At 67.7% G+C, this 16,111-nt stretch carries 13 protein-coding genes; 2 read left to right on the forward strand and 11 right to left on the reverse strand.

What is annotated here, in order from left to right:
• Positions 1-62: 62 nt before the first annotated feature.
• The 7 genes from QM470_RS05395 to QM470_RS05425 form a co-directional block, all read right to left on the reverse strand.
• Complete coding sequence (locus QM470_RS05395) at positions 63-1,622, reverse strand: methyl-accepting chemotaxis protein (RefSeq protein ID WP_283338464.1); 1,560 nt, start codon at positions 1,620-1,622, stop codon at positions 63-65.
• 158 nt (positions 1,623-1,780) lie between these two features.
• A complete protein-coding gene (locus QM470_RS05400; protein WP_283338465.1) occupies positions 1,781-3,454 on the reverse strand; it encodes a methyl-accepting chemotaxis protein in 1,674 nt (557 codons plus the stop codon).
• A gap of 95 nt (positions 3,455-3,549) precedes the next feature.
• Complete coding sequence (gene dinB / locus QM470_RS05405; protein WP_283338466.1) at positions 3,550-4,830, reverse strand: DNA polymerase IV; 1,281 nt, start codon at positions 4,828-4,830, stop codon at positions 3,550-3,552.
• Between the two features lie 37 nt (positions 4,831-4,867).
• Positions 4,868-5,800, reverse strand: coding sequence for a DMT family transporter (locus QM470_RS05410; protein ID WP_283338467.1), 933 nt, complete (start codon positions 5,798-5,800; stop codon positions 4,868-4,870).
• Between the two features lie 315 nt (positions 5,801-6,115).
• A complete protein-coding gene (locus QM470_RS05415) occupies positions 6,116-6,499 on the reverse strand; it encodes a VOC family protein (RefSeq protein ID WP_283338468.1) in 384 nt (127 codons plus the stop codon).
• Between the two features lie 111 nt (positions 6,500-6,610).
• Positions 6,611-7,657: an OmpA family protein gene (locus QM470_RS05420; RefSeq protein ID WP_283338469.1), complete on the reverse strand. Its 1,047-nt coding sequence runs from the start codon at positions 7,655-7,657 to the stop codon at positions 6,611-6,613.
• Between the two features lie 202 nt (positions 7,658-7,859).
• Complete coding sequence (locus QM470_RS05425) at positions 7,860-9,038, reverse strand: alpha-hydroxy acid oxidase (protein WP_283338470.1); 1,179 nt, start codon at positions 9,036-9,038, stop codon at positions 7,860-7,862.
• Positions 9,039-9,297: 259 nt separating this feature from the next.
• Here QM470_RS05425 and lldR point away from each other — a divergent pair, with 259 nt between their 5' ends.
• On the forward strand, positions 9,298-10,062 hold the full coding sequence (gene lldR, locus QM470_RS05430; RefSeq protein ID WP_283338471.1) for a transcriptional regulator LldR: 765 nt from the start codon (positions 9,298-9,300) through the stop codon (positions 10,060-10,062).
• On the forward strand, positions 10,059-11,198 hold the full coding sequence (lldD, locus tag QM470_RS05435) for an FMN-dependent L-lactate dehydrogenase LldD (RefSeq protein WP_283338472.1): 1,140 nt from the start codon (positions 10,059-10,061) through the stop codon (positions 11,196-11,198). The genes lldR and lldD overlap by 4 nt, the downstream gene beginning before the upstream one ends.
• 93 nt (positions 11,199-11,291) lie before the next feature.
• Here the strand turns inward: lldD and yfiB are convergent, their stop codons facing one another.
• From yfiB to pbpC, 4 genes are all read right to left on the reverse strand, one after another.
• Positions 11,292-11,801 (reverse strand): outer membrane lipoprotein YfiB, encoded by a 510-nt coding sequence (gene yfiB / locus QM470_RS05440; RefSeq protein WP_283338473.1) that lies wholly within the window; start codon positions 11,799-11,801, stop codon positions 11,292-11,294.
• A gap of 36 nt (positions 11,802-11,837) precedes the next feature.
• On the reverse strand, positions 11,838-13,028 hold the full coding sequence (dgcN, locus tag QM470_RS05445; protein WP_280014364.1) for a diguanylate cyclase DgcN/YfiN: 1,191 nt from the start codon (positions 13,026-13,028) through the stop codon (positions 11,838-11,840).
• Complete coding sequence (yfiR, locus tag QM470_RS05450) at positions 13,028-13,609, reverse strand: regulatory sequestration protein YfiR (protein ID WP_283338474.1); 582 nt, start codon at positions 13,607-13,609, stop codon at positions 13,028-13,030. The genes dgcN and yfiR overlap by 1 nt, the downstream gene beginning before the upstream one ends.
• A 138-nt stretch (positions 13,610-13,747) precedes the next feature.
• Positions 13,748-16,066: a penicillin-binding protein 1C gene (gene pbpC / locus QM470_RS05455; protein ID WP_502846807.1), complete on the reverse strand. Its 2,319-nt coding sequence runs from the start codon at positions 16,064-16,066 to the stop codon at positions 13,748-13,750.
• Positions 16,067-16,111: the final 45 nt, after the last annotated feature.

Below are 16,111 nucleotides of genomic sequence, written 5' to 3' on the forward strand. Positions count from 1 at the left end.
AGGCTGCCTTTTCGCAACATCCCTCCGGATACCGCGCACCGCATGCGCGGGTACCGCAGGTGTCAGCGCATGGTGAACACGTCCACCGAGCGCTCCAGCGTGGTGGCGCTGTGCCGCAGGGAATGCGCGGCGCTGCTGGATTCCTCCACCAGGGCGGCGTTCTGCTGCGTCACGGAGTCCAGCTGGGCGACCGCCTCGTTCACCTGGGCAATGCCCATGGACTGCTCCCGCGTGGCGATGCTGATCTGGTGGACCATGTCGCTGACCCGTTCGACCGCCTCCACCATGCCATTGATGGTCTGGCCGGCCGCACCCATGCGGGCGTTGCCGTCGTTGATGCCGTCGACCGTGCGGTGGATCAGCACGCTGATTTCCTTGGCCGCTTCCGCGCTGCGCTGGGCCAGCGCCCGCACCTCGCCTGCCACCACGGCAAAGCCACGGCCCTGCTCACCCGCCCGCGCCGCCTCGACCGCCGCATTCAAGGCCAGCAGATTGGTCTGGAAGGCAATGCTCTCGATGACGCCGATGATCTCGCTCATGCGCGTGGAAGAGCCGCGGATATGCTCCATGGCCGTGCCCACTTCCAGAATGGCGCTGCCGCTGCGGCGTGCCACGCCCTTGCTGGCATTGCTTTCGCGTTCCATGGACTGGGCCATGTCCGCCGTCTGGGCCACGGTGCCGGCGATCTCCTCCATCGAGGCTGCCGTTTCCTGCAGATTGCTGGACTGCGACTCGGTGCGTGCCGCCAGATCCAGGCTGCCGTGCGCGATTTCCTGCGCCGTGTTCGCAAAGCCTTTCACTTCCGAGCGCACATCGCCCACCACCGCCCGCAGATTGATCTGGATCTGCTGCAGGCGCTGCATCAACGCGCCCATGTCACCGGGGTAGCCGTTCTCGTAGGTGGTGGTCAGGTTGCAGCTGGCAATGTCCGCCGCAAAGCGGCTGGCCTGTTCCAGACCGCGCACGCAGCGGTCATAGAAATGCTGGCAGATCCAGGCACCACCCAGCACCATGGCGCCGATGCGGCTGGCCCAGGCGCTGGTGCCCTGCCACCCCAGCATGTCCGGCAGCATGACCACCACGGTCAGCAGCAGCAGCATGCTGACCATGCGCACCACGGCGCCCACATCCCTGGAGCGCTCCCACAGGCCGCGCAGGCCCTTGTGCCGCAGCTGGCCGCCGCGCAGGCGGAAGCTCTCCTGTCCTTGCGCCGCATCGCTGCGCATCTGCGCATAGAGCGCCTCGGCCGCGGCCACTTCGGCCGCCGCTGGTTTGGTACGGACCGACAGATAGCCTCGGGGCTTGCCCGCTTCCATGATGGGCGTGACATTGGCCCGCACCCAGTAATGGTCCCCGTTCTTGCGCCGGTTCTTGACCAGGGCCGTCCACGGATAGCCATGGGCGATCGTGCGCCACAGATCCTGGAATGCGGCCGCCGGCATGTCGGGATGGCGGATCAGGTTGTGCGGCTGGCCCAGAAGCTCGTCATAGGTGTACCCGCTCACTCGCACAAACGCCGCATTGCAGTGGGTGATCTCTCCCTTGGGGTTGGTGATGGAGACCAGCAACTCATCCCCGGGATAGTCGTAGTTGTTCTGGGTAACGGGCAGATTGGTGCGCATGGGCTGTGGGTTCCTCTGGCATGTCTGCGCCTGGTGGCGCATGACAAAAACCGCTGCCAACTCCTCCCAAAGCCGCAGCGGTTCTGTATGTGCCCGGAATCATCGCACAAGGCATATGTTTCTGCATCCTGCGCATAAGCACTTGAACGCCATGCCACTCAATGCATGGCCGGCACCCGCACACGCGCTGACACGCCGGTGCCGGGCACCGTCCCCAGCATGCTGGCCGGTGCAACCTGCACCGCCGCAGGGCGCTGCTGCGACGGCTCTCCAGGCAGACGAAAGACATCCAGCGTGCGGCCCAGCACGCCCGCGTTCTCGCTCATGTCGCGCGCGGATTTGGCCGACTCGTCCACCATGCGGGCATTGTCCTGCGTGGACCGATCGAGGTCAGTGACCGCATCGTTCACCTGGGAGATGCCCGTGGACTGCTCCCGTGTGGCGCCACCGATCTGGCCCATCAGGCCGTTGACATGGGCCACCGACGTGACCACCTCGCCGATGGTCTGGCTGGCCTGCAGCATCTGTTCCGCTCCCAGCGCAATCTGCGACTTGGACTCCCCGATCAGCCCGCGGATCTCCCCTGCCGCTTCCGCACTGCGCTGGGCCAGCGCGCGCACTTCGGAAGCCACCACCGCAAAGCCACGCCCCTGCTCCCCGGCACGCGCCGCTTCCACTGCCGCGTTCAGCGCCAGGATATTGGTCTGGAACGCAATGCCCTCGATGGTGGTGATGATCTGCCCCATCTTGTGCGAGGAATGCTCGATGCGCTGCACCACTTCCCCCACCTTGGACACGGCCTCACCCCCTTGCCGCGCCAGCGACGCACTTTGCTCGCTGACCTTCATCACCTGCTCCGCCGTATCGGCCGACTGGCGCACCGTGCTGGACAGCTGTTCCATGGCCGCAGCCGTCTGCTCCAGGCTGCAGGCCTGCTGTTCGGTGCGCGCAGACAGCTGGCTGGAGCCCTGGGCAATGGAGTTGGCAAGGTGGCCAAAGCCATGGATCTCATGCCGCGCATCCCCCACCACCGCCCGCAGATTGATGTGAATCTGGTGCAGCCGCTCCATCAGCAGGGCCATGGGATGGCGGCCGCTGAGCTTGGGCAGGTCGTTGGCCAGGTTGCAGCCTGCAATATCGCGCGCCAGATCATTGGCTTCCTGCACGGCGGTCGTGATTCGCCGGTGAAAGCGAAACAGCATGACCGCCGAGAGCACGGCCACCACCGCCAGCTGCAGCCCCTGCTGCCACGGTGCCGTCCAGCCCATGAAGCCCGGCAGCATGGCTGCCACCAGCGTGAGCAGCAGCATGGCCGCCAGGCGCTGGGTGAAGGAGGCCCGCTGCAGCCTGCCCACATAGTCGCGCCAGCCGGTGGGACGCACCTGGCCGGCGTGCAGCACAAAGGTTTTGATACCGGCTTCGCGCTCGGCCTGGATCCTGGCGTACAGCGCCTGCGCCGCATGCACCTCCTCACGCGACGGCTTGGTGCGCACCGACATATAGCCCCGCGGCTTGCCATTCACCACGATGGGCGTGACATGGGCACGCACCCAGTAGAAATCGCCATTCTTGCGCCGGTTCTTGACCAGACCGCTCCAATTGCGGCCATTGCCGATCGTGCTCCACATGTCCTTGAACGCTTCGGGCGGCATGTGCGGATGGCGCACCATGTTGTGGGGCTGGCCCATCAGCTCGTCCATGGTGAAACCGCTCACGCGCAGGAAGGCGGTGTTGCAGTGGGTGATCTGGCCTTTGTTGTCCGTGGTGGACATCAGCAGCTCATCACTGGAGAAGTCGTACTCTTTTTCCGTGATTGGCAAATTGGTGCGCATGGTCCCTCTCACTCCGGTACTGGATGGAATGGAGGCTACTACCGGCGCGCTTTTCTGCATTCACCGCTAGGCGTGCGGCTGCGCCCTTCTGCACATCAGAACAGGGGCGCGGTAAAGGGATCCGACGGGCGGGAGCGTTGGCTCGCCACAGGCACTTCGTCGGCATCCCGGGGAGCCCCATTTTCCCAGGCCACCAGCGCCCCCACGCGCACGCCCAGCAAACGGATGCGCTGCTGCAAAGGCACCCGTTTCAGGCACAGGCCTGCCGCCCGGCGGATGGCGGCGGCATCCTGGGTGAAGTGGTCCAGGCTCATGTCGCGCGTCACGCTGCGAAAGTCGGCATAGCGCAGCTTGATGCCGATGGTCCGTCCCGCATACCCCTTGCGCACCAGGTCCTCGGCGACCCGCTCGCACAGGCGGGTGAAGATGGCGCCCAGTTCGGCCTTGTCCTGCACGGCATGCAGGTCCCGCTCGAAGGTGGTTTCCCGGCTCATGCTGACGGGCTCGCTCTCGGTGACCACCGGCCGCTCATCCTGGCCATGGGCGGCGGCATGCAGCCAGGCCCCATAGGATTTGCCAAAGTGCTGGACCAGAAAAGGGAGCGAGCAGGCCGCCAGATCACCGATGGTGGTGATGCCCAGCGCCTTCAGCCTCGCGTCTGCCTTGGGACCGATGCCATTGATCTTGCGGCAGGCCAGCGGCCAGATCAGCTGCTCCAGATCCTGCGGCTGCACGATGGAGATGCCGCGCGGCTTCTGGAATTCGCTGGCCATCTTGGCCAGCAGCTTGTTGGGCGCGACGCCCACGGAGCAGGTCAGCCCGGTTTCGGCATGGATGGCCTGTTGGATGCGCGCCGCCAGCGCACGGCCGCCCTCCTCCTGCCCGCCGGGCACTGCGGTGAAGTCGATGTAGACCTCGTCCACGCCCCGGTCCTCCATCACCGGTGCCAGGGACAGGATCACCTCCTTGAAGCGGCGGGAATAGGTGCGGTAACGCACAAAATCGATGGGCAACAGAATGGCCTGCGGGCACAGGCGTGCGGCCTTCATCATGCCCATGGCCGACCCCACACCAAACTGCCGTGCCGGATAGGTGGCGGTGGTGATGACGCCCCGCCCCACATAGCCGGCCAGTCGGGGAAAGGCCTCCAGCGGGATCTGCTCCAGGCCGCCCCAGCGGGCGATCAGTGCAGCTTCGTCCTCGGGCGTGTGGCGGCTGCCGCCGATCACCACCGGCAAGCCCTGCAGCTGCGGGTAGCGCAGCAGTTCCACCGACGCAAAGAACGCGTCCATGTCCAGGTGGGCAATGCGGCGCGGCAGCACGGTGGGTGCTGGCGCGGGGGCTTGATCGGGGGCTGGCGCGTTCACAGCCCCCATTGTGGCGCCTGCAGCGCCACCGGTACCCCTCTGCGCTCTACACCCCTTGCAGGCAGATCAGCACCAGCCCCACCAGCATCAGCCCCATGCCGATTTTTTCGTTGCGGTTCAGCGCCTCGCTCAACAAGCGGCGCGACACCAGGTAGCTGAACACCACCTCCACCATGCCCAGCGTGCGCACCGGGCCCGCGCCCTGCATGGCATAGGCCGTGAACCAGGCCAGCGAGGCCGCGGCCCCCATGCTGCCGGCCACCAGGGAAATGCGCCAGGCGCGAAAGATAGGTGCCAGGCCCTGTTCGCTGCGCCACTGGATCCAGGCCCCCATGCCCAAGGTCTGCAAGGTCTGCGCAATCAACACCCCCCAGGCACCGGACAGCCAGGGCGATTCCGCCGCCAGCGCCAGCGCGCCGCCCCGGAAAGCCACGGTGGCGATCGCAAAGCAGGCGCCGCACACCAGACCGTAGAGCGCGGACTTGCTCATCCAGGCCTGCAGCGACAGCAGCTGGCCGCGCGGCGGCAGCGACAGGATCAGCACGCCCGCCGTGGCCACGGCCATGGCCAGCAGCGCCAGCGGCGTGGGCAGCTCGTGCAGGAACACGGTGGAGAACAGGGCCACCTGCAGCACCTCGGTCTTGGACAGGGTCACCGCCACCGCGAAGTTGCGCTCCTTCATGGCCAGCAGCAGCGCCACGGTGGCGCCCACCTGAAACAAGGCCCCCAGCGCAATCCAGCCCAGGTAGGCCGGACTCAGGTCGGGCACCGCCGGTGCCTGCGCCGGCACCAGATACAGCAGCGCCAGCCACAGGCCCGCAAACGGCAGGCCGTACATGAAACGCACCAGGGTGGCAGACAGCGTGCCCAGCTCCTGCGTCAGCGAGCGCTGGGCGGTATTGCGAACGGTTTGCGCCGCAGCGGCGAACAGGGTGATGGGCACCCACAACCAGGTGAGATCGTTCAGAGAAAGGGACATGAAGCAGGGTCAAGGCAAGCGGCAGCCGGTGCCACCATGCACCGCCGCCCAGGCGTGAGACCGGTGCACGCAAACACTGCGGCACGGCGCCAACGCCCTGGCCGGGAAGGCAACAACACCCTCTCAGGCCACGGACCACCAGCATACCCAGCCCGGCAGGCGCCCGGCGGCACGATTGGCGACGCCCCTCCCTCCGGGCAGCGATGCAATCGCGCATGGCGACGGGCCTGTGCGCCATGGATGCCGGCGCAGCGGGCAGCCGCCCCGCATGCCGCCCAGGCGGTCTACCACCTGCCCTGCTGTTCCGCCACCGTCTCAGGCGCCGTGAAAGACGGCCTCGATGTTGTAGCCATCGGGGTCATGCACAAACGCCGCGTAGTAGTGCGCGTGGTAGTGCGGACGCAGACCGGGCGGGCCATTGTCGGTGCCGCCAGCCTGCAGCGCCGCACGGTGGAAGGCGTCCACCTGCGCACGGCTGTGTGCCCGGAAAGCGATGTGGCTGCGCGGTTCCATGGGTGTGGCCCGGGTGAGCCAGAAATCACCGCCCGGGTCATCCCCCGGCGCCGGCGGCACGGCGCCAAAACCCACGGCGTCCGGCAAGGACAGCCGCACGCCATAGCCCAGCGGCGCCAGCGCCGCCTTGTAGAACGCCAGGCTGAGCGCCAGGTCCTGCACATGGATACCGGTATGGTCAATCATGGCCCCATGATAGGCGCCCAGGCTGGCAAGGTCTGCCGCGTGGCGCCGCCTCCACAGGGTGTGCCGCGCCACGCACAGGTTGGGCCGCCACCGTCACAGGCACGGCGCTGCCTATTTGCGCAGCACCACATCCACACGGCGTGAGGCCGCATTGCTGGCCCCCGTGTCCGTGGTGTCGGCCGGTTTTTCCAGCGCGGTGCGCTCGATGGGCACACCGGCAGCCACCAGGGCGGTCTGCACGGCTTCAGCCCGGTGCTTGGAGAGTTCGGCGTTCTTGGCCGGGTCGCCCGTGGGATCGTTGAAGCCGGAAATCACTGCCTTGGCGTCCGGGTTCCCCTGCAGATAGGCCACCAGGGCCTTGGCCTTGTCGGCAAATTCCGGAGCCACCTCGGTCTTGCCGCTGTCAAAGAACACGCGCAGCATCGGCATGTCCTGCAGCATCCCTTCCAGCACCCCCGCCCCTTCGGGTGCGGTGAAGCTGTCGGTCGCCGGCGGGGTGGCGGCCGGCGCGGGTGCTGGTGCAGGCTCCGGTGCCGCCGGCACGGGCACTGCAGCAGGCGCTGGCGCTTCGGCGGGCGGCTTGCCCTTGGCGCAGTAGCTGATGCCGAAGATCACCACCAGGGCCGCAATCAGCCATGGCAGCCATTTGCCCATGCCGCCACTGGCGGCAGCCACCGGCGCCGCAGCGCTTGCCGTGGCGGCCATGGCCGCAGTCCCCACCCGGGCGGCCGCCGCCTGGCCCATGCCAAACAGCGACTGGCCTTCGCGGGCAATGTCATTGAATTCCGTGGGCAGCACATTCGGCACCGTGCCGCCCGGGGTCATGCGCGAGACCAGCATGGGCAGCAGGGCCGCCACGGCCGTGCTCACCTTGTCGTAGGGCAGGCCCAGGCGCGTGGCCAGCTTGTTCAGCAGGCCGTCCCCGGCACCCAGCACCGTGTCCAGCTGCGAGGCACTGGGCACCTGCGGCGTGGTGGCCGATCCCAGCCAGCTCTGCACCAGGCCGTCCATGCCGGCAGAGCGGAACTTGTCCAGAAAGCCCGACAGCCCGCCGGTCGCCGGGTTGGCGATGTAGGCCACCAGCATCTGGATCAGGGGGCGGGCCTGGTCGCCCAGGCCCAGTCGCGCACTGACTTCACGAATCAAGGTATCCAGCATGTCGCACTCCTTTGAATGGGCTGCACCAGCCACCACTGCGGCAGCAAAAGGCCCAGTCTAGGAACATGCACCAGGCTGAGGATGTAGGACAGCTCCGCACATCGGAATGCAACTCCATGCGAAATCGCACGCATTTGCCTGCAAAACCCCATGATTGGCAGAAAACCTGCTACTCCCGCACGCCCGCAGCATGCCCGCGGTATCAGACCTGCGGAAACGGCAGCGGGTAGGTGCCCGGCAGCAGGATGTCCTGGCCGACCCGGTTGATGTCGGTGTGGCCGCAGAAGGCCATGGTGGTGTCCAGCTCCTTCTGGATGATCTGCAGCGCACGCGTCACGCCGTCCTGACCGTAGGCACCCAGGCCATAGAGGAAGCTGCGCCCGATCAGCGTGCCCTGCGCACCCAGCGCACGGGCCTTGAGCACGTCCTGACCGCTGCGGATGCCGCTGTCCAGCCACACCTCGATGTCCCGGCCTGCCGCCTGCACGATGGACGGGAGCACATCGATGGTGGCGGGCGCACCGTCCAGCTGGCGGCCGCCGTGGTTGCTGACGATCAGCGCATCGGCACCGGTCTCGGCCGCCAGCCGCGCGTCTTCCGCGTCCATGATGCCCTTCAGGATCAGCTTGCCGCCCCAGCGCTGCCTGATCCATTCGACATCCTTCCAGTTCAGCGTCGGGTCGAACTGGTCGGCCGTCCACGATGCCAGCGAGCCCATGTCGGCCACGCCCTGGACATGGCCGACGATGTTGCCCATGAAACGCCGCCGCGTGCCCAGCATGCCCATGCACCAGCGCGGCTTGGTGGCCAGGTTGATCAGGTTGCGCAGCGTGGGCTTGGGGGGTGTGGACAGACCGTTCTTGATGTCCTTGTGGCGCTGGCCCAGGATCTGCAGATCGAGCGTCACCTGCAGCGCCGAACAGTTGGCCGCCTTGGCGCGTTCGATCAGGCGCTCCATGAAGCCGCGGTCGCGCATCATGTACAGCTGGAACCAGAACGGGTGGCGGCCGGTGTGCTCGGCAATGTCTTCCAGCGAGCAGATGCTCATCGTCGACAAGGTGAAAGGAATGCCAAAGGCCTTGGCCGCCCGGGCGGCCAGGATTTCCCCATCGGCATGCTGCATGCCGGTCAGGCCGGTGGGCGCAATCGCCACCGGCATGGCCACGTCCTGGCCCACCATAGTGCTGCACGTGCTTCGCCCTTCCATGTTGACGGCCACGCGCTGGCGCAGCTTGATCTTCTGGAAAGCGGCCTCGTTGTCGCGGTAGGTACCTTGGGTGTACGAACCGGAGTCGGCATAGTCATAGAACATGCGCGGCACACGGCGTTCGGCGATCACGCGCAGGTCTTCGATACAGGTGATGTGGGCAAGCTTGGTCATGGGCGCATTGTCCCCAGAAAAACCGGTCGACTCCGCCGCTGCGGCACCGCAGCCCCGCACGCCATGCCTGCACGCCCCATGGCAGGATCGCTTGCACTCTTCAAATTGGTCATACCAATTATTTCAAAATTACCAGGGTAAACCATGTGATACCGGCCAATATCCGATTTCTACAATCCGAATCCCGTCAGACCATGATTTTCGGTAAGACCAATTTAATCCCCCACCGATGGACCCTCCGTCCCTCGGCGCCCTCTGTATGCGACTCTCAGACCACGTAGCCGAACAACTCTGCGCCCTGGTGCAGCAGCGACAGCTGCAGCCCGGCCAGCGTCTGCCTGCCGAGCGGCAACTGGCCGCCGAGCTGGGGGTGTCGCGCGTCGCATTGCGGGAGGCCATACAGCAGCTCTCCAGCCACGGCATGCTGGAAAGCCGCATGGGTTCGGGCACGTTTGTGCGCGCCCCCGCTGCGCTGTGGAGTGACCGTGCCATCTCCCCGCTGGCCCCCCTGCTGCGTGACGACCCGCAGTACCGCTACGACGTGCTGGAAGCGCGCCAGATCATCGAAGTCAGCACCGCCTGGCTGGCGGCCCAGCGCGCCACCGACCAGGACCGCGACAACATCCGCCGCTGCTTTGACGCCATGCTGCACCACCAGCAGCGCCAGGATGGCGACAACGCCGCCCGGGCCGACACCCAGTTTCACCTGGCGATTGCCGAAGCCTCCCACAACGTGGTGGTGGTGCAGGTGATGCGCAGCCTGTTCGACATGGTGCTCAACACCGTGGCCCAGAACCGCCGCGAGATGTTTGTGCACAAGGACCCCAAGGTCCTGGAGCGGCTGACCCAGCAGCACCAGGATCTGATGCAGGCCATCGTCCAGGGCGAGCCCGAGCAGGCCAGAGCGGTCATCGGCGAGCACCTGGCCTTTGTCCACGCCAAGCTGGCCGAGGCCGATGCCGAGGAGGCCCGCCAGCAGCGGCTGGGACGCTTTTCATCCACACAACACAAGCCTTTCACATGATCATTTCATCCACCACCGACTACCGCGCAGCCGCGCAGAAGCGCCTGCCACCGTTTCTGTTTCACTACATCGATGGTGGCGCCTACGCGGAAAAGACCCTGGCGCGCAATGTCAGTGACCTGACCGATGTGGCCCTGCGCCAGCGCGTGCTCAAGGACATGAGCCAGCTGGACACCAGCATCGAGCTGTTCGGCGAAAAGCTCTCGCTGCCGGTGGTGCTGGCGCCGGTGGGCCTGCTGGGCATGTTCGCCCGACGTGGCGAGGTGCAGGCCGCCCAGGCCGCCGACCAGAAGGGCATTCCCTTCACCATGTCCACCGTGTCGGTCTGCCCCATCGAGGAAGTGGCGCCCAAGATCCAGCGCCCCATGTGGTTCCAGCTCTATGTGCTCAAGGACCGGGGCTTCATGAAGAATGCGCTGGAGCGCGCGCAGGCAGCCGGCGTGTCGACCCTGGTGTTCACCGTGGACATGCCCGTGCCCGGCGCACGCTACCGCGATGCGCACTCCGGCATGAGCGGCCCCAATGCCGCCATGCGCCGCTACCTGCAGGCGGCCACCCACCCGCACTGGGCGCTGGACGTGGGCCTGCAAGGCCGGCCGCACACGCTGGGCAATATCTCGACCTATCTGGGCAAGAACGTCAGCCTGGAAGACTACATGGGCTATCTGGGTGCGAACTTTGACCCCTCGATCTCCTGGAGCGACCTGGAGTGGATCCGCGACTTCTGGAAGGGACCCATGGTCATCAAGGGCATCCTCGACCCCGAGGACGCCAAGGATGCCGTGCGCTTCGGTGCCGATGGCATCGTCGTCTCCAACCACGGCGGCCGCCAGCTCGATGGTGTGCTCTCGTCGGCCCGCGCCCTTCCTGCGATTGCCGATGCGGTCAAGGGCCAGATCAAGATCCTGGCCGACTCCGGGGTGCGCAACGGCCTCGATATCGTGCGCATGCTGGCACTGGGCGCCGACTGCACCATGATCGGACGGGCGTTCATCTATGCTCTGGCCGCACAGGGCGGTGCCGGTGTGAGCCATCTGCTCCAGCTGCTGGAAAAGGAAATGCGCGTGGCCATGACCCTGACCAGCGTGAAGAACGTGGCCGAGATCACCGGCGACCTGCTGGTGCAGGAGCGCTGAGGCCTTCTCCGCTACCTGCCTGCCGCCCACGCGGCCCTCAGAGCCTGCGCCAGGGCGCAGGCCACCCCGTCCACCGCCCGTGTTGCCATCCGATCACGGCCCCACAGGGGCCGGAATGATGATGGCCACGCGCCGGTTTTCCCGCCGCGCGTCCTGGCCTTGGGCCATCGGCAGGGGCTTGCTGTTGCCCCAGCCCCGGGTGCTGATCTGCAAAGGATCCATGCCGGCACGCACCAGCTGCTCCGCCACCCGCTGTGCACGGCGCTCCGACAGTTGCTGGTTGTACAGCACCGGCCCGGTATCGTCGGTATGCCCTTCCACCCGCACGCTCTGGATACCGACGCGCTTCAGATCCCGGGCCAGCTGGTTCACGTAATCGGCCTGCTGGCTGCCCAGCTGGTCGGTGTCCACCGCAAACAGCAGCTTGCTTGGCATCATCAGGGCCCAGCTGCCTCCCTGGTCCTCGAATCCGTGGGAGCGCAGCACCTGCACCTGCTCGGGCGACAGCCCCGGCGCGGCCGGCTGCTGCACCGGGCTCTGGCACGCCGCCAGACCGATCGCCAGCCAGCAGGCGGCACTCCACTTCCATAACCAACGTCCCATACGCCCTTCCTCCATTTCCTGTGGTGTTCCGCGCGGCTACGCACCGGCGCGGAACTGCTGTTTGGCGGCATACATGGCGCCGTCGGCTGCGGCCATCAGCGCCTCCATGGTCTGCCCGTCTTCCGGGAACAGCGCCATCCCGATGCTGACCGAGGGCTGGAGCACCACGCCCCCGTCCGCCGCCAGCGGGGCCTGCACCGCCTCCTGTATCTTGCGTGCCACCTGCTGCACCGCCTCCCGCGAATGCGGCTCCAGCAGCAGCACCACGAACTCATCGCCCCCCAGCCGGGCCACCAGATCGGCATCCCGCACCTGCCTCTGCGTGCGCTGGGCCACCGCCTTCAGCAGCAGGTCTCCCATGGCATGGCCGTGGCTGTCGTTCACCGCCTTGAAGTGGTTCAGGTCCAGGAACAGCAGCGCCAGCCGCCCATGGGTCTGCGCGGCCTGGCGCAATGCCACCATCAGCCGCAGCTCGAAGTACACGCGGTTGAACACACCCGTCAGCCCATCGTGGTAGGCCTTGTGCTCCAGCACCAGGTTTTCCTGCTGCAGGTGCAGCTGGCGCGCCTCCAGCTCGTCCAGCAAGGCGTTGAAGTGCTCCCCCAGTTCCCGCAGCTCGTCAATGTCCGCCAGCGGTACGCGCTGGCCCATGGCACGCTCGCGGTGCACGGCACGGGCCACCCGCCCCAGCTCCTGCAGCGGCTTGACGATGCTGCGGTGGATACGGCGCGACACGATGTGTCCCACCACCACGCTGGCCGCCATGCACACCATCAGCGCCAGGCCGCCCCACAGCAGGAACGCCAGCATGCGCTGGCCGTTGCTGCTGAGCTCGACCCGGCCAATCACCACCCCATTGGCCCGCACCTCCTGCGCTGCCACTTTCAGCCCCAGCACGCGTGCCAGCTGGTGACCGCAGTTGCAGGGCAGCCAGTTGGGTGCCATCCACTGGGCAAAGACATTGCCCCGCGCGTCCCAGACCGTGGCTTCGGCCACCCCTTCGTCGCGCACCATCCGGGCCAGCGATTCCGCGGCGTCCAGCTTGTCGCCAAACACCAGGGCCGGCTCCACGTTGTAGACCAGCGAGCGGGCCATCAGCTCCAGGTTGTCCTGGGTGTTGGCGCGCAGCGCCGTCAGCCCGGCCGCCAGCAGCAGCACGCTGGCCACGGCCACGGCCGTCAGGGCAATGCGGGTGTGGGTGCGGCGCAGGGCCTGGCGCAAATGCATCAGCTGCCCTCCTTGCGGCGGGCGAGACCCAGCACCCGGGGATTCACACGCACGCCGCTGCGGGCCATGGAATCCAGGTTCAGCTCGAAGCTGACGCCCTGCGGCGTGATGTCCAGACAGAACATGCCGCCGGTGGCGCAGTCGGCCGCGACCTCGCTGATCGTGAGCAGCGGCTGGCCTGCAGGCCAGGCCGCCATCAGCCGCTGCCACTGGCCGGGGCGCAGAGGGCCGGCATACACCGCATGGCAGGAGTTCAGGGGCTGTGCATCGTCCGGGCTGATGCGCCGGGTCTGCAGCCTGCGCCCGCCCGGCAGTTCCGTGCCCGCCAGCAGCACCTGGGCGTGGGCGGTTTCCCCCACCAGGCACAGCTGCACAGGGGATGGATCACCGGGCCAGCGCGTATAGCCCAGCACCCCCCAGACCGTTTGCGCCACCGCAGCGGACACCGAGGCCGCCGGCACGGTCATGCCCCGGGCATTGCCCTCCTGCGCCACTGCGGCCACGCCGGTGCAGGCCAGCAGCGCCCCCGCCAGCAGCGGGCGCGCGGCACGCAGACGGCACGGCAAGGAGGGGGCACCCATGGTCAGGAGGAAGAAAGAGGGACAGAAAAGGGATTTGCCCATTCTCCCGTCGGCCCTGCGCCGCCGCGTCGCCACTGCGCCACAAAGCGGCACCGTTCACATTCTTTGACCCTGAACGCCGGACGAACGGTCGCCTGGCTAGCGCACGCCGGCGCCGCGCACCTCGATCTGCACGCTGTCCAGCACCCGTCCATCCGCCGCCACCAGCTCGATGCGGTGGCGCCCCGGCCAGGGGAACCACTGCGCCTGCGCGCCTTGGCCCAGCGCGCGCCGGTTGGCTGGCACGGTCTCGCCCGCCACGCGCCAGCGCCATTGCGCCGTCTCGCGTGCCTCCCCCGCCCGGGCGCGCAGCTGCACACGCTGGCGGCTGGGTGGAATGTCCGGGTCCAGCGCCAGCACGCTGCCATCCACCGGCTGCAGAATGCGCCCGGCCCCTGCCGCCACCTGGCTGCCTGCGCCGCCCATCTGGAATTCCGCCTGGGCCGTGCCAGGCAGGAACCACTCCTGGCGCGCACTTTCGGGCGGCACGCCCGTCACCGGGTCGGCCCCATAGCGCACGGCCTGCTGCGCCACCCCTGCGGGCGGCTGCGGCGGGCGGCTGGGCTGGCGGGCGTGCAGATGCCCCATCACCTCGGCCCAGACCGGCGCTGCCCCGCTGGCCCCGCTGACGCTGTGCATGGACGCGCCGCTGGCATTGCCCACCCACACGCCCACGGTGTAGCGGGCCGACCAGCCCACCACCCAGTTGTCGCGCATGTCCTTGCTGGTGCCGGTCTTCACAGCGGTCCAGAAACGCGTGGCCAGCACGCTGTCCAGGCCGAAGGTCATGGCCCGCGCATTGCGGTCGGCCAGCATGTCACCCACGACAAAGGAGGCACCGGCATCCACAGCGCGCAGCGCTGCCGGCCGTGCGGCACTGCCCCAGGCCACCGGGGTGTAGAGCCCCTGGTTGGCCAGCGCACGGTAGGCATTGGTCAGGTCCAGCAAGGTGACTTCGCTGCTGCCCAAGGCCAGGCTGTAGCCGTAGTAGCCACCGCTTTCCGGCAGGCGCAGGCCCAGGGCCTGCAGCTGTTCGAAAAACGCATCCGGCGTGACCATCACCAGCGTGCGCACCGCCGGCACGTTCAGCGACGCCCCCAGCGCCGTGCGCGCCGAGACCCAGCCCTTGAAGCTGCGGTCGTAGTTCTGCGGGATGTACAGGCCGTTGGCCGTGCGGATCTGCGCGGCGGAATCCTCGATCAACGAAGCCGCCGTCAGCCGCTTTTCCGCTATCGCCTGGGCATAGAGAAACGGCTTGAGCGTGGAGCCGGGCTGGCGCCGCGCCAGCACGCCATCCACTTCCTGGGCCTGGCTCAGGCTGCCGGAAGATCCCACCCAGGCCAGCACCTCGCCGCTGGCGTTGTCCAGCACCACCACGGCGCCGTCTTCCACATTGCGGCCGGACAGCTCCAGCAGATGCTGCCTGAGGCTTTGCAGCGCCACCCGCTGCACATCGGCGCGCAGGCTGGTGCGCACCGCAGCCGCCTTGCGGCTGTCCGGCACCCGCTGCAGCCACTGGCGCGCAAAGTGGGGGGCCTCGCCCTCGCTGGCCGGCCAGCGCCGCTGCTGCAGGATCTGGCTGACCTGCCACTCCAGCGCCTCACAGCGGACCGCCTCGGCTGGTTGCTCGCCTTCGTTCTGGCTTGGGTTCTGGCTGGCTTTTGGGCGTGGGCGGCTGGCGGACGACTGCGCCTGCAGCATGTCGCGCCATACCCCGCAGGCACGCTGGGCCACGCGCTGGGCGCTGGCATTGGGTGCGCGCACCAGGGCCGCGGCAATGGCTGCTTCCTGCAGGTCCAGTCCGTGCGGGGCCTTGCCGAACAGGCTGCGCGACAACGCATCGATGCCCACGATCTCGCCGCGAAACGGCACCAGGTTCAGGTAGGCCTCCAGAATCTGGTCCTTGCGCCAGCTGCGTTCCAGCCGCTGCGCGGCCACGGCCTGGCCCAGCTTCTGGGTCACGCTGCGGCCGCCGCCGCTTTGGCGCCAGTCCTCGTCCAGCAGACCGGCCAGCTGCATGGTGATGGTGCTGGCCCCGCGCGTGCGGCTGTTCCACAGATTGCCCCAGGCGGCAGCCGTGACGGCCGCCCAATCCACGCCGCTGTGGGCATAGAAACGCTGGTCCTCGCTCAGCACCAGGGCCATGCGCAGTGCGGGAGAGATGTCGGCCAGCGGCGTCCAGTTTCCGCGCCGGGCCGCGCTGTCGGTGCGCAGGCGCTGCAGCGGCTCCCCTTCGCGCGAGAGCATCCAGGTCTCCGACGGGCGAAAGTCCCCGCGCACCTCGGTGTAGCTGGGCAGGGCCCAGGCGGGGCCGGCCAGGCTGCCGGCCAGGCACAGCCAGGCCGTGCGCGCACGCAGACGCCGGGGCAGAAAGGACAACGACAAAGAAGCACGCACAGCAGCTGACACAGACCACATCCACAAAGAATCCAGCCGAGGTTGTAGCAGAGCGGCGGCAGCGCA

This window comes from Comamonas sp. 17RB, assembly GCF_030056555.1.
Lineage (GTDB): Bacteria > Pseudomonadota > Gammaproteobacteria > Burkholderiales > Burkholderiaceae_C > Comamonas > Comamonas terrigena.